At 49.1% G+C, this 21,710-nt stretch carries 20 protein-coding genes; 9 read left to right on the top strand and 11 right to left on the bottom strand.

What is annotated here, in order from left to right; genetic code table 11:
- Positions 1 to 179 precede the first annotated feature (179 nt).
- From R3187_RS09095 to R3187_RS09070, 6 genes are all read left to right on the top strand, one after another.
- On the top strand, positions 180 to 1,229 hold the full coding sequence (locus R3187_RS09095; RefSeq protein WP_318966457.1) for an efflux RND transporter periplasmic adaptor subunit: 1,050 nt from the start codon (positions 180 to 182) through the stop codon (positions 1,227 to 1,229).
- Positions 1,226 to 4,315, top strand: a complete 3,090-nt coding sequence (locus R3187_RS09090) for an efflux RND transporter permease subunit (RefSeq protein ID WP_318966456.1) — start codon at positions 1,226 to 1,228, stop codon at positions 4,313 to 4,315. Before R3187_RS09095 ends, R3187_RS09090 begins: the two co-directional genes overlap by 4 nt.
- Before the next feature lie 43 nt (positions 4,316 to 4,358).
- Positions 4,359 to 5,474 (top strand): GNAT family N-acetyltransferase, encoded by a 1,116-nt coding sequence (locus R3187_RS09085; protein ID WP_318966455.1) that lies wholly within the window; start codon positions 4,359 to 4,361, stop codon positions 5,472 to 5,474.
- Positions 5,475 to 5,560: 86 nt separating this feature from the next.
- On the top strand, positions 5,561 to 6,262 hold the full coding sequence (locus R3187_RS09080) for a tellurite resistance TerB family protein (RefSeq protein WP_318966453.1): 702 nt from the start codon (positions 5,561 to 5,563) through the stop codon (positions 6,260 to 6,262).
- 91 nt (positions 6,263 to 6,353) lie between these two features.
- Positions 6,354 to 7,664 carry an AarF/ABC1/UbiB kinase family protein gene (locus R3187_RS09075; RefSeq protein ID WP_318966452.1) on the top strand — a complete coding sequence of 437 codons (1,311 nt, stop codon included), beginning with the start codon at positions 6,354 to 6,356 and terminating at the stop codon, positions 7,662 to 7,664.
- Positions 7,665 to 7,686: 22 nt separating this feature from the next.
- On the top strand, positions 7,687 to 8,532 hold the full coding sequence (locus tag R3187_RS09070; protein ID WP_318966451.1) for a MipA/OmpV family protein: 846 nt from the start codon (positions 7,687 to 7,689) through the stop codon (positions 8,530 to 8,532).
- A gap of 4 nt (positions 8,533 to 8,536) precedes the next feature.
- On the opposite strand, the gene yghU is transcribed toward R3187_RS09070, so the two are convergent.
- On the bottom strand, positions 8,537 to 9,379 hold the full coding sequence (gene yghU, locus R3187_RS09065; RefSeq protein ID WP_318966450.1) for a glutathione-dependent disulfide-bond oxidoreductase: 843 nt from the start codon (positions 9,377 to 9,379) through the stop codon (positions 8,537 to 8,539).
- A gap of 200 nt (positions 9,380 to 9,579) precedes the next feature.
- On the opposite strand from yghU, the gene R3187_RS09060 reads away from it, so the two are divergent.
- Together R3187_RS09060 and kynU are read left to right on the top strand one after the other, a co-directional pair.
- Entirely contained in the window at positions 9,580 to 10,569 is a 990-nt protein-coding gene (locus R3187_RS09060) for an alpha/beta hydrolase (protein WP_318966449.1), read from the top strand.
- Positions 10,529 to 11,818 (top strand): kynureninase, encoded by a 1,290-nt coding sequence (kynU, locus tag R3187_RS09055; RefSeq protein ID WP_318966448.1) that lies wholly within the window; start codon positions 10,529 to 10,531, stop codon positions 11,816 to 11,818. The genes R3187_RS09060 and kynU overlap by 41 nt, the downstream gene beginning before the upstream one ends.
- 14 nt (positions 11,819 to 11,832) lie before the next feature.
- Here kynU and R3187_RS09050 read toward each other — a convergent pair whose 3' ends face one another.
- From R3187_RS09050 to R3187_RS09040, 3 genes are all read right to left on the bottom strand, one after another.
- The gene (locus tag R3187_RS09050; RefSeq protein WP_318966447.1) at positions 11,833 to 12,462 is read right to left on the bottom strand and encodes a DUF938 domain-containing protein; all 630 of its coding nucleotides are present in this window, start codon (positions 12,460 to 12,462) and stop codon (positions 11,833 to 11,835) included.
- 1 nt (position 12,463) lies between these two features.
- Positions 12,464 to 13,078, bottom strand: a complete 615-nt coding sequence (locus tag R3187_RS09045; RefSeq protein WP_318966446.1) for an outer membrane beta-barrel protein — start codon at positions 13,076 to 13,078, stop codon at positions 12,464 to 12,466.
- An 85-nt stretch (positions 13,079 to 13,163) separates the two neighbouring features.
- On the bottom strand, positions 13,164 to 13,850 hold the full coding sequence (locus R3187_RS09040) for an SGNH/GDSL hydrolase family protein (protein WP_318966445.1): 687 nt from the start codon (positions 13,848 to 13,850) through the stop codon (positions 13,164 to 13,166).
- A gap of 380 nt (positions 13,851 to 14,230) precedes the next feature.
- Here R3187_RS09040 and R3187_RS09035 point away from each other — a divergent pair, with 380 nt between their 5' ends.
- Complete coding sequence (locus R3187_RS09035) at positions 14,231 to 14,842, top strand: CIA30 family protein (protein WP_318966444.1); 612 nt, start codon at positions 14,231 to 14,233, stop codon at positions 14,840 to 14,842.
- A gap of 39 nt (positions 14,843 to 14,881) precedes the next feature.
- On the opposite strand, the gene R3187_RS09030 is transcribed toward R3187_RS09035, so the two are convergent.
- From R3187_RS09030 to cmk, 7 genes are all read right to left on the bottom strand, one after another.
- Positions 14,882 to 16,606 carry a potassium/proton antiporter gene (locus R3187_RS09030; protein WP_318966442.1) on the bottom strand — a complete coding sequence of 575 codons (1,725 nt, stop codon included), beginning with the start codon at positions 16,604 to 16,606 and terminating at the stop codon, positions 14,882 to 14,884.
- A 25-nt stretch (positions 16,607 to 16,631) separates the two neighbouring features.
- Positions 16,632 to 17,342: an orotidine-5'-phosphate decarboxylase gene (gene pyrF / locus R3187_RS09025; protein WP_318966441.1), complete on the bottom strand. Its 711-nt coding sequence runs from the start codon at positions 17,340 to 17,342 to the stop codon at positions 16,632 to 16,634.
- 27 nt (positions 17,343 to 17,369) lie between these two features.
- On the bottom strand, positions 17,370 to 18,446 hold the full coding sequence (locus R3187_RS09020) for an N-acetylglucosaminyl transferase (protein WP_318966439.1): 1,077 nt from the start codon (positions 18,444 to 18,446) through the stop codon (positions 17,370 to 17,372).
- Between the two features lie 58 nt (positions 18,447 to 18,504).
- Positions 18,505 to 18,747 (bottom strand): DUF1049 domain-containing protein, encoded by a 243-nt coding sequence (locus R3187_RS09015; RefSeq protein ID WP_318966438.1) that lies wholly within the window; start codon positions 18,745 to 18,747, stop codon positions 18,505 to 18,507.
- 37 nt (positions 18,748 to 18,784) lie between these two features.
- A complete protein-coding gene (gene ihfB / locus R3187_RS09010) occupies positions 18,785 to 19,069 on the bottom strand; it encodes an integration host factor subunit beta (protein ID WP_217669596.1) in 285 nt (94 codons plus the stop codon).
- Between the two features lie 62 nt (positions 19,070 to 19,131).
- Positions 19,132 to 20,811 carry a 30S ribosomal protein S1 gene (gene rpsA / locus R3187_RS09005; protein ID WP_290616024.1) on the bottom strand — a complete coding sequence of 560 codons (1,680 nt, stop codon included), beginning with the start codon at positions 20,809 to 20,811 and terminating at the stop codon, positions 19,132 to 19,134.
- A 107-nt stretch (positions 20,812 to 20,918) separates the two neighbouring features.
- Entirely contained in the window at positions 20,919 to 21,611 is a 693-nt protein-coding gene (cmk, locus tag R3187_RS09000; protein ID WP_318966435.1) for a (d)CMP kinase, read from the bottom strand.
- Positions 21,612 to 21,710: the final 99 nt, after the last annotated feature.

The raw sequence follows: 21,710 nt of genomic DNA, 5'->3' as shown, positions 1-21,710 counted from the left end.
CGGATGCGCCACTGTCGATGTACATTAGCTACTTAACTCAAATTACCGCAGCTTATCGCCTATTGAGCGAGTTTAGTGATCATCATCTGTTTAAATCCGTATATTCGCAGCTAAGACGCGGGCTTCATAAATTTAACGCCAGGCCCGGGCAGCCCATTTATTCGTAACAAGGATCTTAAATGACAATAGTTTGGCAAAAAACACTCTGGCTGACCCTATTCATTATTACCGCCGGTAGCGGCCTTAGTGCACAAGCTCAGAGCCGGGGTGAAGGGCGTGCAGCCAGGGTTATCAGTATGCCTGTGGAGTTTGAGCGGCAAAGCAGCCAGATTGAAGCCGTCGGCTCTGCTGAAGCTATTCAGTCGGTTGTTATTTATCCCGCCGTTGCTGATAAAGTTACGGCCATTAATTTTATCCCCGGCCAGAAAGTACAGCGAGGCGATATCTTGTTGGAGCTGGATGCGCGCCGGCAACGGGTAGCTGTCGACCGGGCCCGTATTCAACTGGCAGATGCCGAGCGCACTGTGGAGCGGCTGACCCGCAGCCGGCAACAGGGAGCAATAGCCCAGAATGAGCTGGACATCGCCATTACTGCCCGTGATTTATTAAAAGTAGCGTTAGCAGAGGCTGAAACTGAGCTGGCAGACCGGACCGTCAGGGCGCCATTTGCCGGCGTCGTCGGTTTAACGGATATTGAAGTCGGCGACAGAATTACCCAGCAAACGGCAATTACCACCCTCGATAACCGCGAGCAGCTGCTAATAAATTTCCGGGCGCCGGAAACTGCGCTCGCAATGTTACAACAACAACCCAGCATTACCTTACAGCCCTGGCAGGGAGCTGCCATCGACCTGCAAGCGCAAATCAGCCAGGTGGATTCGCGGATAGATAACATCAACCGCACCATCCGGGTACGAGCGCTGCTTGATAACAGCGCCGATGTATACCGGCCGGGCATGAGCTTTCGGGTAACCCTGGAAGTTCAGGGTGAAGCATACGCTGTAGTACCTGAAGCCGCGCTGTTGTGGGGTGCGACCGGTGCCTATGTCTGGCTGGAGCAGGACGGTAAAGCAAAAAAAATTGATGTGCAAATCAAACAGCGGCTAAGCGGCCGGTTGCTGGTTGCCGCCGAGTTAGCCGAAGGTGACATGTTGATCACCGAAGGCGTACAGAGCCTGCGGGCAGGCCAGAGCGTGCAGGCAGCAAATGAGCAAAGGGCGGGCTTATGAAGAGCAGTCCTGTGCAAAACGATTTGCCGTCGCTGTCCATTCGCCGGCCTGTACTGATAGTCGTTCTTAACCTGTTAATTATTATCGCCGGTATTGCTGCCATTAACGGCCTTGAGGTAAGAGAGTTACCCGATGTTGACCGGCCAATCGTCTCGGTAACCGCAAGTTTCCCAGGTGGCTCACCGGAAACTGTTGATACCGAGGTAACCAGTAAATTAGAAGGTGCAGTAGCGCGGGTATCAGGGGTTAAATCGATTAATGCTTCCAGTGAAGAGGGCAGTTCACGGGTGCGGGTGGAATTTCGCCCTGGCATTAACCTGGATGATGCCGCCAATGAAACCCGTGAAGCGGTCAGCCGGGTGCAGCGGGAGTTGCCAGAAGGTGTTGAACGTTTAGCCATTATTAAAGCCGATAATGATGCTGAGTCGGTGGTCAGTATAGCGGTATCCAGCACAACGCTGGATCTCGAGTCGCTGACCGAGCGAATTGAAACTGACTTAGCGCCGTTGTTTCTGACTATTCCGGGCGTCGCTGACGTCAGATTAAATGGTGACAGAGAGCGGGTACTGCGGGTCATTTTGGACCCGCTGCGGTTAACCAGTTTTAACCTTGCGGTAACCGATGTGGCGGCAGCACTGCGCCTGGCTCCATTTGATGTGCCGGCTGGCAGCATGCGCTCTACTGATCAGCAACTTATTGTCCGGGCCGATGCCACGTCAGTCAGTGCAGAACAGGTTGAAGATATTATTATCAGTGGTGACACCCGGATTGGTGACGTTGCCACCGTTTATTTTGGGCCAGCAGATGCCAACAGCATGGTGCGGCTGGATGGCCGGCCGGTAATAGGCCTCGGTGTAATTCGTCAGGCCGGTTCAAATACGATTGAAATTTCCGATGAAGTGCTGGCGCTGGTCAGCAAGGTAGAAAATCGGTTTCCAGAGCTGCAGCTACAAATAACCTCAGATGAAGCCGAGTTTATCCGTGGCTCAGTGCGCGAAGTTATTACCTCGCTGGCGCTAACCATATTGCTGGTGATCTTTACCCTGTGGTTGTTCATTGGATCATGGCGGGCGACCATAGTACCGGCACTTTCTATTCCGGTGTCGCTGATCGGTGCGCTGGCCGCGATCTGGTTAATGGGCTTTTCTATCAACATTTTAACCTTACTGGCCCTGGTATTGGCGACCGGCTTAATTGTTGATGATGCCATTGTCGTTTCGGAGAATATTCAGCGCCGGCGCAGTATGGGACTGGGTGCCCGGGCTGCTGCTGTTATCGGTACCCGCGAAGTATTTTTTGCGGTAGTGGCCACCACTGCGGTACTGGTGGCGGTGTTTGTACCTATCGCCTTTTTACCCTCAACTGCCGGCCGGTTGTTCCGGGAGTTTGGTGGGGTGCTGGCCGCTGCGGTAATTATTTCATCTTTTGTTGCATTATCCCTGGTACCGGCACTGACTGCCCGCCTGCCGATTAAGCAAAATGCCAGCAATATATTTGCTGGCATAGGTAACCGGCTGTTGTCGATATACAGCCGCAGTCTGCACTGGACGCTGGATCACGCTATTATCGTCTTTATTGCATGTCTGCTGGCAGCCGGCGGCGCCGGTGCACTGTATCTGGTGCTGGATAATGAACTGATGCCAACGGAAGACCGCGGTACCATCAGAGTCTTTGCCCGCGGCCCCGATGGTGTCGGCCTGAACTTTATGGACCGCCAGGCCGATAAAATGGAAGAAATATTACTGCCCTATGTCAACGGCGGCGATATTGACTCTATTTATACTGTAGTAGGGCAATGGGACCCTAACCTGGTATTTATCACCGTACCGCTGAAAAACTGGAGTGAACGCAGTCAGTCGCAGCAGGAAATTATTAATCAGATAAGCCCGCAACTGGGCGCGATTCCCGGAGCGCCGGCGCGCGCTTTTGGCTCTAACAGTCTTAATCTGCGCGGGCAGGGTGGCGGCCTTGAACTGGCGCTGACGGGTGAGTCGTACGCGGCAATATTTGCGGCGGCGCAGGAATTTTCAACAGCCATTCAGCAACAAATGCCTGAACTGGGCATGCCGCGTATTTCTTATCAGCCTACCCAGCCGCAGCTTCGGGTAAACATTGACCGGCGCCGCGCTGCAGAGTTAGGTGTACCGTTATCCGATATTGCCGCTACGCTTCGGGTAGCGATAAACGGTGACGATCTGGCTGATTTAAATGTCGGCGATCAGTCGGTACCCATCATTCTGCAAGCAGCTGCCGCCTCAGTGACTGATCCCTCTGATCTGGCAAATTTGTATGTGGGCTCAAGATTAGGCGGCTTAGTGCCGTTATCCAGTCTGGCCACTATTTCAGAAGAGGGAGTTGCCGCAGAGCTGGAGCGCCAGGCACAGCGTCGGGCAATTGAAATGGAAATGGAGTTACCGCCAGATTTACCGCTGGATCAGGCGGTTGAGCAATTACGCTCACTGGCCCAACAGTCGCTGCCTTCCAATATCGGGCTGGTTTTTCTGGGCGAAGCGCTAACCTTTGAAGAAACCGCCCGTGAAGTCACGATGACCTATGTGCTGGCCTTTATTATCGTGTTACTGGTACTGGCTGCTCAATTTGAAAGCGCCAACAGTGCTGTTGTTGTTATGGCGACGGTGCCCTTTGGCATTGCGGCCGCCTTGTTTGCGCTGTTTTTAACCGGTACGTCGATTAATATTTACTCTCAGATTGGTCTGGTCATGTTAATTGGCTTACTGGCGAAAAATGCGATTTTACTGGTTGAATTCGCCGACCAGCTGCGGGATCGCGGCTATTCAGTCAGAAAAGCAGTAGAGGAGGCGGCGCAAATCCGCTTACGGCCTATTGCTATGACGTTATTATCAACTTTACTCGGTGGTCTGCCACTTATCCTTTCAACCGGTGCCGGCGCAGAAGCCCGTAATGCGATTGGCTGGGTGGTTTTCGGCGGGCTGGGCATTGCAGTGGTCTTTACCTTGTATCTGACACCGGTACTGTATCTGGCATTAGCCCGCTTCGCCAAACCCCGGGCAGATGAAAGCAACCGGCTGGAAAAAGAACTGGCAGCAGCAGAGCAACTTGATTAATTCAGGCCGGATGCAAAGTGCTGATGCCAGTAAGGTAGCATAAATGACCGAAATCAGGCTGTGTGACCAGATAGCAACCATTGATGCGGCAGCCTGGGATAGCTTATTTGCCGCTGACATGCCGTTTTGCCGTCATGCTTTTCTCAGCGCATTAGAGCAGGGTGGCAGTGTCGGCGATGGCAGTGGCTGGTTACCGCAGCATTTGCTGTTATACCGTGGCGATAGCCTGATTGGCGCTATGCCAATGTATCTTAAGTTGCACTCTTATGGCGAGTACCTGTTTGACTGGTCCATCGCTGAAGCGTATCAGCACTATCAGTTAAGTTATTATCCCAAACTGGTGGCTGCAATTCCGTTTACCCCTGCAGAAGGCCCCAGGTTTGGTATTGCCGCGGCTGAAAACGCCGGCCAGTTGTTTACGGTTTTATTGCAGGCCATAAACCAGCGTCAGCAGCAGCTGGCATGCAGCAACTTCCAGTGCCTGTATCCTGATCCCGCAAGCCAACAGCTGCTGAGGGACAGTGGCATGCTGGAGCGTTTTGATGTGCAGTTTCAGTGGCATAATCATCATTACCACGGTTTTTCAGATTTTCTGGCCGCGTTACCTTCCCGTAAGCGTAAACAAATCGCAAAAGAGCGCCGCCAGGTAAGTGAACAAGGTATTATTGTCAAATGTCATCATGGTGACGAGCTTAGCCCGGAATTCTGGCAGAGCTTCAGCCGCTTTTATCAGGCAACCTATCAGAAAAGAGCTGGCCATAACGGCTATTTAACAGCAGAAACCTTTGCGCTGTGGGGCCGGCATATGGCTGACAGCATCGTGGTTTTTGCTGCTTATGCTGCGCATAAACTGGTGGCGGCGTCACTGTGTTTCAGATCCGACAGTGTGTTATATGGCCGGTACTGGGGCTGCCTGGCCGAGTTTGATAAATTGCATTTTGAATGCTGCTATTACGCCGGCATCGACTATTGCATAGCCAATAAACTGTCGCGCTTCGACGCGGGTGCACAAGGCGAGCATAAACTTAAACGGGGTTTTTCACCGGTGCTGCGCCGCGGTTTTTATCAGTTCAGGCCAAGCCCGTTAAGCAATGCCATCAGCGATTATTGTCAGCGGGAACAGCTGGCGCTACTGCAGCACTATCACTTGCAGCCCTGAGCCCGGTTTGATTTTAAGCGTTATTATTGAATTATTTTTATCTTTTAATATCAATATTCTGATTTCAAAAATAATAAGGTGCCATCATGAATACTAAAGGCTTGTTAGATCAGTTATTACAGTCTGGCTCAGGTTTACTGGGCAATACCGCGGGCAAAGCCAGCAATATGTCCAAACCAGCCGCTGGTGGGCTTGGTGCCATGCTCTCTGGAAAAGGCGGAGCCGCGCTGGCAGGGGGTGCCCTGGGATTGCTGCTGGGCAGCAAAAAAGGCCGCAAACTTGGCGGGAAGGTATTAACCTATGGCGGTATGGCAGCCCTGGGATTGGTCGCCTATAAAGCATACAGCAACTGGCAGCAGAACAATCAGCAGCAACAGCATCACACCCCGGCTACGATAGATCGGGTACCTGAAGCTGAGGCTGAAGTTCACAGCAAAGCAATTCTGATTGCGGTGATTGCGGCGGCAAAATCTGATGGCCATATTGATGAGCGGGAGCGGCAGATTATTGATGCCGAGATTGCTAAGTTTACCCGAGATGCCAGTCTGTTACGCTGGATGGATGCTGAATTACAAAAACCGTTAGATCCTGCGGCTATCGCCACGGCGGCAACCACTCAGGAAATAGCCGCAGAAATGTATCTGGCCAGCGTCCTGGTTATTGACGAAGAAAGCTTTATGGAGCGCAGTTATCTGAATGAGCTGGGCCAGCAGCTAAAGTTACCGGCCGAACTGCAGCAGGAAATTAAAAAGCAGGCCCTGGCCGCCGAGCAACTGGCAGGCATCTGAAACTGAATAACAGAATTATTGCCCCTTAACTGAGCCTGTCAGGGTTTTACAGCGTAAATTCAGCATAACAGGATAAATAAAAAGGGTAGTAATGGCTGATAATTCATCTCAGGTACCAACCAACCGGCTCAGTCGTTTCACCGGCCTGGCAACACTGGCTGGGCGGGTCGCCGGTGGTATGCTGGCAGAAGGCGCCAGACAACTGGCACAAGGCAACAGGCCGAGCAGCAAAAGCATGCTGCTGACGCCGGCCAATATTAAACGCGTAACCGATCAGCTGGCTCATATGCGCGGTGCAGCGATGAAAATGGGCCAGCTGTTATCGATGGATAGCGGTGAATTATTACCGGCTGAACTGACGGAGCTGCTGGCCAGGCTGCGCGCCAACGCCAATCCAATGCCGGCTAAGCAGTTATCGCAGGTGCTGCGTCAGGAGTTAGGCGAGGATTGGCAGCAACACTTTGCCGATTTCAGCTTTAAACCAATGGCTGCAGCTTCTATTGGTCAGGTCCATCAGGCTTATCATGATAACGGCGATAAGCTGGCAGTTAAAATCCAGTACCCCGGGGTCAAAACCAGTATCGACAGCGACGTCGATAATGTAGCGTCTTTACTAAAACTATCCGGTCTGATCCCTGCTGAAGTGGAGTATCAGAGTTTACTGACTGAGGCAAAAAAGCAGCTGAAAAATGAAGCTGATTACCTGCAGGAAGCGCACTATCTGCAGCGTTACCGGCAGTACCTGGCATCAGATGATGCTTTTTTAGTGCCAGAGGTATATCCGGCACTCAGCAGTGCCAATATTCTGGTTATGTCCTATGTTGCAGGAGAGCCAATTGAAACTCTGCAAGCGGCACCGCAAGCAGAGCGGGATAGGGTGCTGGGGCTGATGTTCAGTTTGTTTTTCCGCGAGTTATTTGAATTTAAACTGGTACAAACTGATCCGAATTTCGCCAATTATCTTTACAACCGGCAAAGCCAGCAGCTGGTATTGCTTGATTTTGGAGCCTGTCGTGATTATTCAGAGCAAATAACTAATGGCTATCGGGCTTTATTTGCGTGCGCTTGTGACAATGATTTCGCCGGCATGGAACAGGCCCTGACCAAAATCGGCTTTTTCAGCCAGAATATTTTAGCTGCACAAAAAACAGCAGTATTAAATCTGGTTGAGCTGGCCTGTGAGCCGCTGCGCCAGAGCAGCGCTTTTGATTTTGGCCAAAGTGATTTGGCACTGCGTTTGCGCCAGGCCGGTACCGCTTTGAGTATGCAGCAAAACTACTGGCACAGCCCGCCGGCCGATGCGCTGTTTTTACATCGTAAAATTGCCGGTTTATATTTACTGGCAGCGAGAATTGGCGCCCGGGTTAATGTACGCCAGTTGCTCGAGCCTTATCTTCATTAGACGGTTACTGAACAGGAAACTTATGCTTAATAAGTGGATTACATCGTTATTACTGCTTGGCACTGCAACAACAGCAGCTTTCTGTACTGCCAGGGTAAGCGCGGAGCCGGCAACCGACCTACCGCTATGGGAGGCCGGTGTCGTCGGCCTTGGTATTGAACAGCTGGCTTATCCGGGGTCGGATAAGCAGGTGCAGCGCAATTTTGTGCTGCCTTACCTGATTTACCGCGGCGAATTGTTTCGTGCTGATCGGGACAATGTTGGCCTGCGCGCCTATAAAAGTGACACTCTGGAGCTGGATATCGGTTTTGCTGCTGCGCTGGGCTCAACAGAAAGTGATGTTCCAGAGCGCGACCAAATGCCAGAGCTGGGTACGCTGGTTGAAGCGGGCCCACGCCTGCGCTGGACTATCAGTGATAATGTCTGGGGTAGCCGGCTGCGCCTGGATTTACCAGTACGGGCGGTTTTCGATATTGAAGATAGTATGCGTTACAGTGGTATCAGCTTTGAGCCTGCGCTGTTCGCAGATGTGACTACCGACGATAAGCTCAGTTATACCGTTGGCGTTAGTGCGCTGTTTGGCAGTGAGAAACTAACCGATCGGTTTTATCAGGTTGCGGCCCGCTACGCGACAGATCTGAGGCCAGAATTTGACGCCAGGCCAGGCTTAATTGCCTTGCGGCTTTCCGGTGCCATCAGTAAAAAGTTTTCAGCAAAATGGCGTGGCTTTGGCTTTGCCCGCTATGAGACAGTAACGGGCACAAAAAACCGCCAAAGCCCTTTAGTTGTGGCGGATGGCGGCTGGTCGGTTGGCCTGGGTGTTACCTACATCTTCGCAACCTCAACCCAGACAGTCAGTGGCTGGTAGCGCGTCAGCTGTTAGTTACCTTGGCAAAATCAGCACTGCTGTGACGCTCTGGCAGCTGCGGGCCGTCGCCCCAGGTGCGATTCACCATTCTGCCACGTTTTACTGCAGGGCGCTCATCCAGTTCTCTGGCCCAGCGCTGCAGGTTGGGGTAGTCGTCAATCTGTAAAAACTCTGCCGCATCATACAGGCGCCCTAATGCCAGCGCGCCATACCACGGCCAGATGGCCATATCAGCAATCGTATATTCATCACCGGCAATATACTGATGTTTTGCCAGTTGTTTATCTAACACGTCAAGTTGCCGTTTCGCTTCCATCGTAAAACGGTTGATGGGGTATTCTAATTTTTCGGGCGCATAATTGTAAAAATGGCCAAAACCGCCGCCAAGATAAGGGGCACTGCCCACTTGCCAGAACAGCCAGCTCAGCGTTTCCGTGCGCTTAGCCGGCTCGGCCGGAATAAAGGCGCCATACTTCTCAGCCAGGTATAGCAGGATTGAACCGGATTCAAATAACCGGATATCTGTAGTGGTATCAAACAGTGCCGGAATTTTTGAATTAGGATTGAGCGCAACAAAACCGCTGCCAAACTGGTCGCCTTCTTTGATATCGATAAGCCAGGCATCGTACTCCGCCTTTTTAATGCCCGCTTCCAGTAATTCCTCAAGTAAGACTGTCACCTTTACCCCATTCGGGGTTGCCATGGAATATAACTGCAATGGCTGTTTGCCCTTTGGCAGCTCTTTATCATGGGTGGCGCCTGATACCGGACGGTTAATGTTGGCAAACTGGCCGCCGCTTTCTTTATCAGCGCGCCAGACTTTTGGTGGGGTATAGCTGTTACTCATAACTGCCTCCGGATAAAAGTTGATGTTAAAACATTGCCTGTTAAAAATATATTGGCCTGCAGTAGCACTAAAACAAGTAATAACATGCCGTTGCAAAAGAGAATTTGGTACTAAGCCAGATTAAATTTGAATATGATGATTGCGATTAGGCTAATACACTGACTACACAACACGAATAAGCTTAGCGCCTGACTAACAGCATGAATAAAATAATAATAGCCTTTTTAGCCGGAAGTACAGTGTTGCTTGGCGGCTGTGCCCGGCAGCAACTCAACCCGGATATGATAATGGACCAGGCAGAGCAACCGGAGCTTACTAACGTCAGCTACGCCAGCCTTGCCAGTTTGCCCTATACCGATAACAGCATAAAACTGCATTACGGCGCGGATACCCTGCAATATGGCCGCTTGTATTTGCCGCCAACAGCGCAAAACCAACCACAGACGAAAACACCGCTGCTGGTGTTTATTCACGGCGGCTGCTGGTTAAATGCGTATGATATCAGCCATAGCCGGGCGTTTAGTCAGGCAGTAGCATCAGCAGGCTTCGCTGTCTGGTCTGTTGAATACCGGCGCACCGGTGATGAGGGCGGCGGCTGGCCGGGCACCTTTGACGACATCTTACAGGCATTACACTATAGCCAGATCGCATTTGACGCTTATGCCGTAGACAGCAAAAATATTGCCCTTGCCGGCCACTCAGCCGGTGGCCAGCTCGCTTTACTCGCGGCGGGGCGCAGTTATCTTCAATACGACTATCTTCAAAACGCAAATGTTCAAAACGGAAATCTGCACCGAGAAACAGACCCTTTACCGCAAATAAAAGGGGTGATTGGTCTGGCTGCCATTACCGATATACTGGCTTATGCTGAAGGCGCCAACAGCTGTCAGCGCGCAACCCGGCAGTTTCTCGGAGGTACAGCAACAGAGCAGCTTGCCAGTTATCAGCAGGCAAACCCCCGCCAGCAAATAATGCATCCGGCAACTTTGCTTTTACATGGTAGTGTCGATACCATTGTGCCCCTTGCTCAGGCCACTACCAGCGATATGCCATATAAGCTGGTTGCTGATGCCGGCCATTTTGATTGGATCCATCCCCATACCCGGGCGTATAAGCAGTTTATTGCATCCTTGCAGGAGCTTTTGCATAGTGACAACTCTGAGCCATTTATTAAAAAACAATCAGACTGAAATAAGCCTGCCGTTCTTACAGCAGCTAGATAGTCAGGATCCGCTTGCGGCCAAGCGCGATGCGTTTGTCTTGCCGGAAAACACCGTTTATCTGGATGGCAACTCGCTTGGCGCCATGCCAAAGTTAGCGGCAGAGCGGGCGCAGCAGGTACTGCTGCAGCAGTGGTCTCAGGATTTAATTAAAAGCTGGAACAGTCATAGCTGGATTGATTTACCGGCAATTGCGGGCGAGAAAATAAGCCAATTGGTTGGCGCGGCCAGTGGCCAGCTTATTTGCTGCGACTCCACCTCTGTTAACTTATTTAAAGTGTTAAGCAGTGCCATGCTAATGCAACCGGGCCGTAACGTCGTGTTATCGCAGGCCGGTAATTTTCCAACCGATCTTTATATGGTTGAGGGCCTGGCCAGTTTACTGGGCGAACAGGATTGTCAGTTAAAACTGATTGCAGAAAATGCCAGTGACGAATTGCTTGAGCAAAGTTTAACCGAACAGGTTGCCGTATTGCTGCTGACTCAGGTCGACTTTCGCAGTGGCCGGTTGCTGGATATGCAAAGGCTTACTGAGCTAGCCCATGCCAAAGGCATTCTGGTGATCTGGGATTTGGCCCATAGTGCCGGCGCACTGCCGATTGAGCTCGATGCCTGCAATGTCGATTTTGCGGTAGGCTGCGGCTATAAATACCTGAATGGCGGCCCCGGTGCACCGGCATTTGTTTATGTCGCTGCGCGACACCACAGCGCTGTGCATCAGCCATTATCTGGCTGGATGGGCCACAGCGCGCCTTTTAGTTTTGACAAGTCTTATCAGAAAGCACCGGGTATTAGCCAGTTTTTAACCGGCACGCCGCCAATACTGTCGATGAGCGTATTGGACGCCGCCCTGGAGGTGTTTAACGATGTTGATATGAGCCAGTTGCGACAAAAGTCGTTAACGCTTAGTCACTGCTTTCACCAGTTGCTGCAACAGCATGACTGTTTACAGCAACTGCAACTGTTAACGCCGCTAAAGCCGGCAGAGCGGGGCAGTCAGCTGGCTTATCGGCACCCTGATGCCTATGCCTTATGCCAGGCGCTTATTGCGCATGGCGTGGTGGCGGATTTCAGAGCGCCGGATATTCTGCGACTGGGCTTTACGCCTCTCTACTTACGCTATGTCGATATCTGGCAGGCGGTAACGACACTGGCCAGGCTGGTAGCAAGCGGCGAATACTTAAAGCCGCAATATGCGATAAAGAATAAAGTGACCTGATTCGCTAAGATTGGCTAAGATTGGCTAAGATTATGTTTAGTAAACCAGAGTAAGCGGTTGTTGGCGGGCATCGGATAATCATGTTTTAAATAAAAACCCTGCTGTTGCGCCAGTTCGAGGATCTGTTCACTGTCGCGGATCCCCATTGCCGGGTCACGGCTTTTTAAACTGGCATCAAATGCCTGATTACTGGCACTGGTAAACTGGCCATGATAATTAAAGGGGCCATAAATACATAAACTGGCCCGGGCTGCTGTCAGCTCGTTTAAACGGCCAAAAAAATGCTTAACCACCGGCCAGGGCATAATATGCAACGTATTGGCTGTAAATAAGCCATCTGCTGCCGTTGCAGGTTTTGGATCGATACAGATATCCAGTTGCAGCGGCGCAGGTAAATTAGCTAACGCAGCACGGCGAATACGCTCTGTTAACGCCGGCAGATAGACCGGCTGATCTGACGCCTGCCAGCGTAAATGCGGTAACTGCTCAGCAAAATGCACCGCATGCTGGCCAGTGCCGCTACCGACTTCAAGCACGTTGCTGTAATCGGCAAAAGCCTGCTGCAGCACAGTTAAAATAGCTGCTTTATTGTTTTCACAAGCCTGCGAAAACGGTAAATCGGCGTATCTGTTTTCAGATGTCATGTCAGAAGTTTAATACCACACCAGTGCCCAGTAACGATGCATCACTGTCAAACTGATAATTGGCGTACAAATCAAACATCGGCGTAATCCTGTAACGCACCTCAATATCGCCAAAGGTGCTGTTTTCTGCGTCAGAACCATTGTTATAGCGCACTGCAGCAGATAGTTCCAGAGTGTGCACTATGCGATATCGGAAACCCGCTGCTGCCTGAAGGCCATTAAAACTATCTTGTTCAAAGCCAACCAAGCCTATATCAGAGCGGATATATCCCGCTTCAAAAAACGAATCAATATTTTTTGCAACTGCCTGACGCACGCCCAGGCCTATCTTATATGTAGTATCTTCCAGTTCCAGACCAAGAATATCTCCTACGATAGTGTCACCCGATACATGCTGGTAATTTGCATTTATATACAAATAATCAGATAACAAATAACTGGCGCCAAGCTGGTAGCCGCTCATTGTAATGTCATCACTAGCAATATTTTTGATATTAGCTTTGGCATATCCAACACTCAGATAATTCCAGCTGATATCAGGTGATGTCGCTGCTGTTACAGAAAAGGTAGTGCATCCAACGCATACTAATGCTAAACCTGTAGCAAGTAATTTCATAAAACCTCTGTAGGGATATAGGGAAAATAATCGCCAGCATAGTAACAGAGTTGCACCAAAAGTGTATATCGTTGTTATTTATGTTTTATTTATATGAAATTAAGCTACGTTCAATAGCATCAAAAACCAGCTTAGCCCAAACTTTACAACCTGATTCAGAGGGATGAAAACCATCATCAGCAAGCATATCTGCTGTTAAGGCCAGGTTACTGTATACCAGCTGCGCTTTGGGCCAATTGCTTAACTCAGTTGCCAAAGCCTGATTAAGCAACGCGGCTTTTAAACCTAACCAGTAATTAAGCGGCGAGGGTAAAGCTGTGAGGTGTTGCATCGGGGGTATAGCGCTGAATAACACAAAAGGGTCCGTAAAATCCGTGGCCAGTCTGTTTAGCAAAGCTCTGATTTGCTGTTGAAACTCAGCAGTGCTTCGGCGCGCGGTAACGTCATTTACACCAATTGAAACCACGACTATATCCAGCCGGTAAACCGCATTGTTATGAGAATACAGCTGTTGCAATAAGCTGTTTAAACCAGCGCTATCCAGTCCTGTTTTGGCGGCAAGTTGCCAGTTTATCTGATAGCGCTCGCTTAACAGTGTTATCAATTGCCCGGAAAAGGCCAGTTGCTGCTCTGCTATACCAACGCCCGCAGCCGCCGAATCACCACAAATCAGTAAACGAAGCGGTTCGCCATTACCCAGCATGCCGCTACGCCGCCCGGCGGCCTCCGGTAAACGTAAAGCGCGTTTTCTTGCGCGTTTTGCTTGCAACAACAGGAGCGGCCAGCAGAGCAAAGTAACAAGGAACAATCGTATCGACATAGCTTAAAATTCAGCTTGGTAAAAACGAACATGTTACAACAGATTAGACGACGCTATTACCAGTTTTATCAGCAGGAGCGACTGAAAACATGATGGTTGCTTGCTACATATGAAATTCCAAATGATTAAACGGTAGATAATTCGATTTAACATAATATACATTAGTGGCTATTAAGTATTTGTGGATGGTAGGGTTATAAACTACCTTAATTTATAATGTGAACACTGATAATGTTGGCCGATTTTTGCAATACGATCTGAAAAGTGACACTGGCCGTACAGTTTACTGAGACCTTAACGTAAACTACTGGTGCTGTGCAGCGAAAATCATTATGAAAATTTTACTAACCTATGTTTTATTTATCTTATCCGGGCTTAGTACCATGAATGCTAAATCTGAATCCTTGACTAAGTCAGCCAATGAACTGCCTGGCACTGTAATGCTCGAATTTTATAATCCTGAGGATTTTAGTTCGGTACAGCTAATTCACGATACCGTTATGGGTGGACGCTCAACCGGCGGTATCAAACCAGTATCGGAACCTGCAGGCCTGCGCTTTTTTGGTAATTTGTCACTGGCCAATAATGGTGGCTTTGCTTCTGCAGAATTTAAACTTGCCGCAGCGTTACCTTCGCCCATTTATCGCAGCATTAAATTGCACATCGCCGCTGATGGCAGACAATATCAGTTACGGCTAAAAACGCCGTTTCTTGCGCAAGGTGTGGCTTATGTCGCCGAGTTTAACAGTGCTATAGATATGCAAAATTACTATTTTAAACCTGCTGACTTTTCTGGCCGTTATCGCGGCCGGCTGGTCGCTAACCTGCCGGCGCTTAGTCTGGCCGATGTCAGTCATATCAGTGTAATGCTGGCGGACGGTCAAAGTGGAACTTTCAGTATAATCCTGTACTCACTCAGTTTATCATCAGCGCAAACTATATAGCCCAGCCCGTTTAAACCCTAGCATTGTTAAATTAACCGGTCAGGCTTCTACCGCCTTAATACCAACCTGGGTTATCAGGCCATTTTCGTCCAGCTCCCGCACTGTCAGTACCAGCTGATCAAGCCGAACCTGATCACCGATAACCACCCGCCGGTGAAACCGTTCGCTGATATAGGATGACAAGCTTTGCTGTTTATTCTGATCTGCCATATTGATGGTATAAAATGCATCTAAATCGGCAAGGCTGACTTCGCCATTTAATACAAAATCACCAAAGAAATTGCTGTTACTTAAACCAGAAGTATCTGCTTCGCTGGCCAGCACTTCACTTATTTTTTTCACGTCTTTCAATTTGGCCAGTACCATCACGGTATCGCGGCTGTTAAATACCGGTTCTTTATCGGGTAATTGCCATTCACCGTCACGAATAATCCCCAGAAACTGCACCGCCACACTGAATTTTAAGTCATGCCAGCAAACGCCGCGGATTGGAGATTGCTCCTCAACGTTAAAAGCCAACACTTCCATCACGTCTTTGCTGGGAATTGCATCAAGCGGCATTGCCTGATCCGGCTCTACTTCACCCGGTACTTCCAGTTTTAACCAGCGGGCTACCGGTACCAGGGTCCAGCCTTGCAGGACCAAAGATACAATAACCACGACAAAGGCTACATCGAAATACAAATGCTCATTCGGAACACCGGCCAGCCAGGGAAACAGAGCCAGAATAATCGGCACCGCGCCACGTAAACCAACCCAACTGATAAATATTTGATCTTTTATCGGAAATCGAAATGGAATTAAACTTACTAGTACCGCTAAAGGCCTGGCAATAAAAATCAGAATACCTGCCAGTATTAATGCATCGACCAAATGTTCTTTTAAGTTAGTCGGCACGACCAACAAACCCAGCATCAGAAACATACTAATCTGACTTATCCAGGCCAAGCCATCGTGCATTCTGAGAATATGAATAATTTGCGGCAACCTGGCATTACCGACCAGATAGCCCATCAAATATACCGCCAGAAAACCACTACCGCCAAAACTGTTGGTAATAGCATAAATAAAAATGCTGCTGGCAACGGCCAGCAACGGAAAAAATGCGAAACTAAGTGGCAGTTTGCGACATAAAAAAACGAACACCCGCCCTGCTCCATATCCCATAGCGCCGCCAACCACCGCCTGCTGTAAAAATGACAACAGCACCAGCCAGTCCAGTTTGGCATCCTGCGCCAGTACACTAACCAGCGTCAGGGTCAGCATTACCGCCATCGGATCATTACTACCGGACTCAATTTCCAGGGTAGAAGCAACCCGTTGTTTAATTCTGAGCCGTTGTGACTGGAATATCGAAAATACCGCAGCAGCATCGGTAGAGCTTAAAATGGCACCTAACAGCAGGCCTTCAATAATAGAGAGATTTAACAGGTATGCGGCTGACAGCCCCACTACCCCGCAGGTAATAACAACACCTAAGGTGGCCAGCATTGATGCCGGTGCCAGAGCCACCCGGAATCGTTCCGGATGAGTGCGCATCCCGCCGTCAAACAGAATAATTACCAGGGCTATAGAACCGATCAGAAAGGCCGTTTGCGGATCATCAAACTGGATGCCGACAATACCATCTTCACCGGCAATCATGCCTATGATAAGAAATATCAATAGCATAGGCGCACCGAGGCGCGCCGATATCAGTGTAGCAATAATACTGACGAAAAATAATAACCCGCCAATTAAAATAGAGAGGTTTATCGCATCCAAAAAAACCTCCTGTTATTTTTAAATACTAAGTTCTGGCGTTAATAATTTCGTTAACCACGGCTTGTAATGCCACCAGCGGCGACGTGGCCTGAGTGATTGGCCGGCCAATTACCAGATAATCAACGCCAGCTTTAACCGCTGCAGCCGGCGTCATTATACGCTTCTGATCATCCGCACTGCTGCTGGCAGGACGAATGCCGGGAGTAACTAATTGAAAATTATTACCAAATTGCTGTTTTAATGCAACCGCTTCCTGCGCAGAGCATACTACGCCATCTAAGCCACTTGCTGCAGCCAGTGCTGCCAGTTTGGTAACCTGCTGCGCCGGGCTCAGGTTGATACCCAGTTCAGTTAAATCTTCCTGCTCCATGCTGGTCAGCACAGTCACCGCGATTAGTTTTGGTTTATTGATGCCGTAACACTGAATGGCTTCACGGGCTGCAGTCATCATTTTACTGCCGCCACTGGCATGGACATTAACCATCCACACGCCCAGATCAGCCGCAGCTTGTACAGCTTTAGCTACCGTGTGCGGAATATCATGAAACTTCAGATCGAGAAACACTTCAAACTGTCGTTGCTGCAGCTCTGTGACAAAAGCCGGCCCAAAATGAGTAAACATTTCCTTGCCGACCTTTAAGCGACACAGTGCCGGGTCTAGTTGCGCTACTAAATTAAGGGCTTCAGTCTGATTGGCATAATCAAGCGCAACGACAACAGGGGTTTTACAAGACATCGGTGTTCCTTCTACGCAGGTAGTATACTATCGGCCGTCAATTCCGGTAATGGGCTCTACTGTTTCCCATTGCTGGCATGATGGACATAACCAGTATTGCTGACGGGTTTTAAAACCGCAATTGCGGCAACTATATAATACTTTGTTGGCAAGATACGCCTGCACCAGCTCTTCGACTGACTGCAAGGCTTCGGCGGCCGCTGTCGACTGATGTTGGCGCACCTGTAATAACTTCTGAAATAAGCGGATACTGGGTTGCTGCTGTAACTTATCCAGCAAAAACTGTTCTGCGGCTGTCGCCGACCCGTGCTCAGCCAGCCAATCAGCCAGTAAACCACTGGCTGTCACATTGTGTTGTTTATTCGCCAGCTGGCTGAGTAACTGATACCACTGATCACCGCTGAACTCACATTGCTGCAGCAGCGGTAAAACCTCGGCACTCCATTGTGGCTTTTGCTTGATAATACTAAGTAACGGAATTTTTGCCTGATCGCCCTGCTCTTTTGCCAGATAAAACTGCGCCTGAGCAAAACGCGGACGGATAGCCAGCGGGTTGTTATCTACCAACTGTTGCAGCCGTTTAATGTCGGGTTGGTCCTGCATGGCCTCGACGGCCATATTGGCCAACGCAATTTTTAACGAGCGTGACTGACTGTTACTAACGTCAGTTTCCAGTGCCAGTGCTTTATGCCAGTCATGACTGGCAGTAAAAATACTGAACAATTGTTTCAGCGCCGGTTCACGCCAGCGTGTGGTGTTTACTAAAGGAGTGGCAAGGCTTTCAGCTCTGTCGTACAGTCCGGCAGAAAAATAGTCTTTCGCAAGCTCATACTGAATTTGATGTGCTTGTGGTTTAGGCAGTTTCAGCTGATGTAATTTCTCATGAATGCGGATAGCCTTGTCCCAATCGCCTTTGCGTCTGAACAAATTTGCCAGCGCCAGATAGGTTTCAATAGTGGCGGCTTCAATATCCAGTAATTCGAGCAACTGCTCAATGGCTTTGTCTTCCTGATCTGTCAGCAAAAAGTTGAGACCAGAAGACAGGTTGCGGGTAACGCTGGCGCGATCTTTTAACTCAGTATGTTTAACGCTATTTCTGCCCATAAACCAACCGTACGCAGCGGCAACAGGCAGTAACAAAAATAGCAGTTCCAACATAAAGTCAGGTTTTCTCAGCGGTGGGTTTAAACCAGTTTTTAGTGCGCCGGGCCATACTTAACCAGGCCGCAATCAATAAGCCTAATACGACGCCGGTTATCAGGAAAATAATGGCAATATCAACCACGCGCAGTTGCAGTTTTACAACAAGAAAATGGACGTCAGTCAGCTGCTGGTTGATGGCACCAAATACAAAACCTACCACCAGAAAAGCAAAAATCAGTATCAGATACAGTAATTTGCTCAAAAGACTCTCCGTTTACTGCAATTGACCTGATTAGAGATCAGGTATTATCTTTTACCCGATCGCGTAATTCTTTACCAGGTTTAAAGTGCGGTACATGTTTACCGTCTAATTCAACTTTATCACCGGTTTTTGGATTGCGACCAATCCGGGGAGCGCGATAATGCAGTGAAAAGCTGCCAAAACCACGAATTTCGATACGTTCATTCGATGACAATGACTGGGCCATCTGTTCCAGAATTTCTTTAACAGATGCTTCGACATCCTTGACTTGAATATGCGGGAAATCGGTTGCTAATTTTTCAATCAATTCAGACTTGGTCATAGACCCTCCTGCAAAACCCAAATGATAAAGCAAGGGGCAGATGCCCCCTGCCTTGCCAGCAATTAATCCTGCTTCTGTGCAGCTTTAAATGCTTCAGCCATAGCGTTACCACCGAAGTCAGCTTCTTGCTGCTTGGTATTAACGGTATCCATAGCTTCTTTTTCTTCAGCTTCGAATTTCGCTTTGATTGACAGGCTGATAACGCGATTTTTGCGATCAACACCCATTAAACGAGCTTCAACTTCTTCGCCTACTTTCAGTACTGTCGAGGCATCTTCAATCCGCTCACGTGCGATATCAGAAACCCGGATGTAACCTTCAACGCCACCTTCTAACATTACAGCAGCGCCTTTAGCGTCAACGGCAGTAACTTCACCTTTAACGATAGCACCTTTTTTGTTGTCAGCAAGGTAACCATTGAACGGATCTTCATCCAGTTGTTTGATACCTAAAGAAATACGCTCGCGCTCAGGGTCAACTTGTAACACAACTGCGTGTACTTCGTCGCCTTTCTTGAACTCACGTACTGCCTCTTCGCCGGTAGCATTCCAGCTGATGTCAGATAAGTGAACCAGGCCATCAATGCCGCCGTCCAAGCCGATAAAGATACCGAAGTCAGTGATTGACTTGATCTTACCGCTTACGCGATCGTTTTTGTTAAAGCCTTTGGCAAACTCTTCCCACGGGTTAGCTTTACACTGTTTCAGGCCTAAAGAAATACGACGACGTTCTTCGTCAATTTCCAGTACCATTACTTCAACAGTGTCACCTAAGTTAACCACTTTAGATGGGTGAATGTTCTTGTTAGTCCAGTCCATTTCTGAAACGTGAACCAGACCTTCAACGCCTTCTTCAATTTCAACGAAGCAACCGTAGTCGGTTAAGTTGGTTACGCGACCAGTGATGCGGGCACCTTCTGGGTAACGTGAGGCAATAGCCGCCCATGGATCTTCACCCATTTGCTTCAGGCCTAATGATACACGTTGCTTCTCGCGGTCAAATTTCAGTACTTTAACTGGAATTTCATCGCCAACATTTACAATTTCACTTGGGTGCTTAACGCGCTTCCATGCCATATCAGTGATATGCAGTAAGCCGTCTACGCCACCTAAATCTACGAACGCACCGTAGTCAGTCAGGTTCTTAACGATACCTTTAACTTCCATGCCTTCTTCTAAGGTTTCTAACAGCTGATCACGTTCCTGGCTGCTTTCTGACTCAATAACCGCACGACGTGAAACAACCACGTTGTTACGTTTCTGATCCAGCTTGATAACTTTGAATTCAAGTTCTTTGTTTTCCAGGTGTAAAGTGTCACGTACCGGACGGACATCTACTAATGAACCTGGCAGGAAGGCACGAATACCGTCGACTTCAACCGTAAAACCACCTTTAACTTTACCAGTAATAACACCGATAACAGTTTCTTTATCTTCGCAAGCTTTTTCCAGGCGAACCCAGGCTTCATGGCGCTTAGCTTTTTCACGAGATAACAAGGTCTCACCGAAACCATCTTCAATAGCATCTAACGCTACGTCAATGATGTCGCCAACGCTAACTTCGATTTCACCGCTCAACGATTTGAACTGCTCAACAGGGATCGCAGCTTCTGATTTAAGACCGGCGTCAACCATAACAACGTCTTTCAGAACAGCAACAACGGTACCTTTTACAATGGCACCCGGGCGGGTTTCGATGGTCTTGAGGCTTTCCTCAAATAATTGTGCAAAATTTTCAGTCATAGTCACTTTTTCAGTTAAGTGCTCCACTTCGCATCATGCGTTATGGGGTTGCTAAGTTTACCCGCAACAATCCTTGTTACCGGCTGTCCAAAATGTTGTCGTAGTGATTAACCAGCGTTCAACAGCGGCTTGCTGTTGATATGGTTAAGTACCTCTTCCAACACTTGTTCAATGGATTTATTGGTCGAATCCAGCATATAGGCATCGGCAGCAGGCTTTAAAGGTGCTGTTGCCCGATTCATATCCCGCTCATCACGAGCCTGGATTTCGTTCAAAAGGTCGTCGATGTTAACATCCAGGCCCTTTTGTTTCAACTCTAAATATCTACGGTTGGCGCGTTCTGCAGGGTCAGCTGTTAAAAATATTTTAACTTCTGCCTGGGGAAACACCACGGTGCCCATATCGCGACCATCTGCCACCAGACCTGGTGACTCGGCAAACGCTCTCTGCCGCCGTAACAGTGCCTCGCGAACTCTTGGTAGCGAGGCAATTTTTGATGCTACATCAGCAACTTCCTGAGTGCGAATTGTATGCGATACATTTTCGCCTTCCAGCGTGACTCTGGTATTACCCTGCTCGTCTGCGCTGAACTGAACATCCAGGTGTGCAGCAAGGGGTTGTAATGCCTCTTCGTCGTCAGCAGCAATCTGATGATGCATTGCTGCCAGTGCCAGAACCCGGTAGATAGCGCCACTGTCAAGTAATTGCCACCCTAACTTCTGAGCCAGTAAACGGCTTAAGGTGCCTTTACCTGAGCCTCCCGGACCGTCTATGGTAATTACTGGTGCATGTTGCGGCATCCTACCTCCTAAAACCCATTTATTTGCTAATTCAAATTTTAAAACCGCCATATTATACAGGTTTTTGCGACAAAAGCTGTGTTTAGTTGCGATAAAGAT

The organism is Arsukibacterium sp. (assembly GCF_033721375.1).
Lineage (GTDB): Bacteria > Pseudomonadota > Gammaproteobacteria > Enterobacterales > Alteromonadaceae > Alishewanella.
The sequence above is the reverse complement of the archived record's forward strand: the minus strand, read 5'-3'. Positions and strand labels throughout refer to the sequence as shown.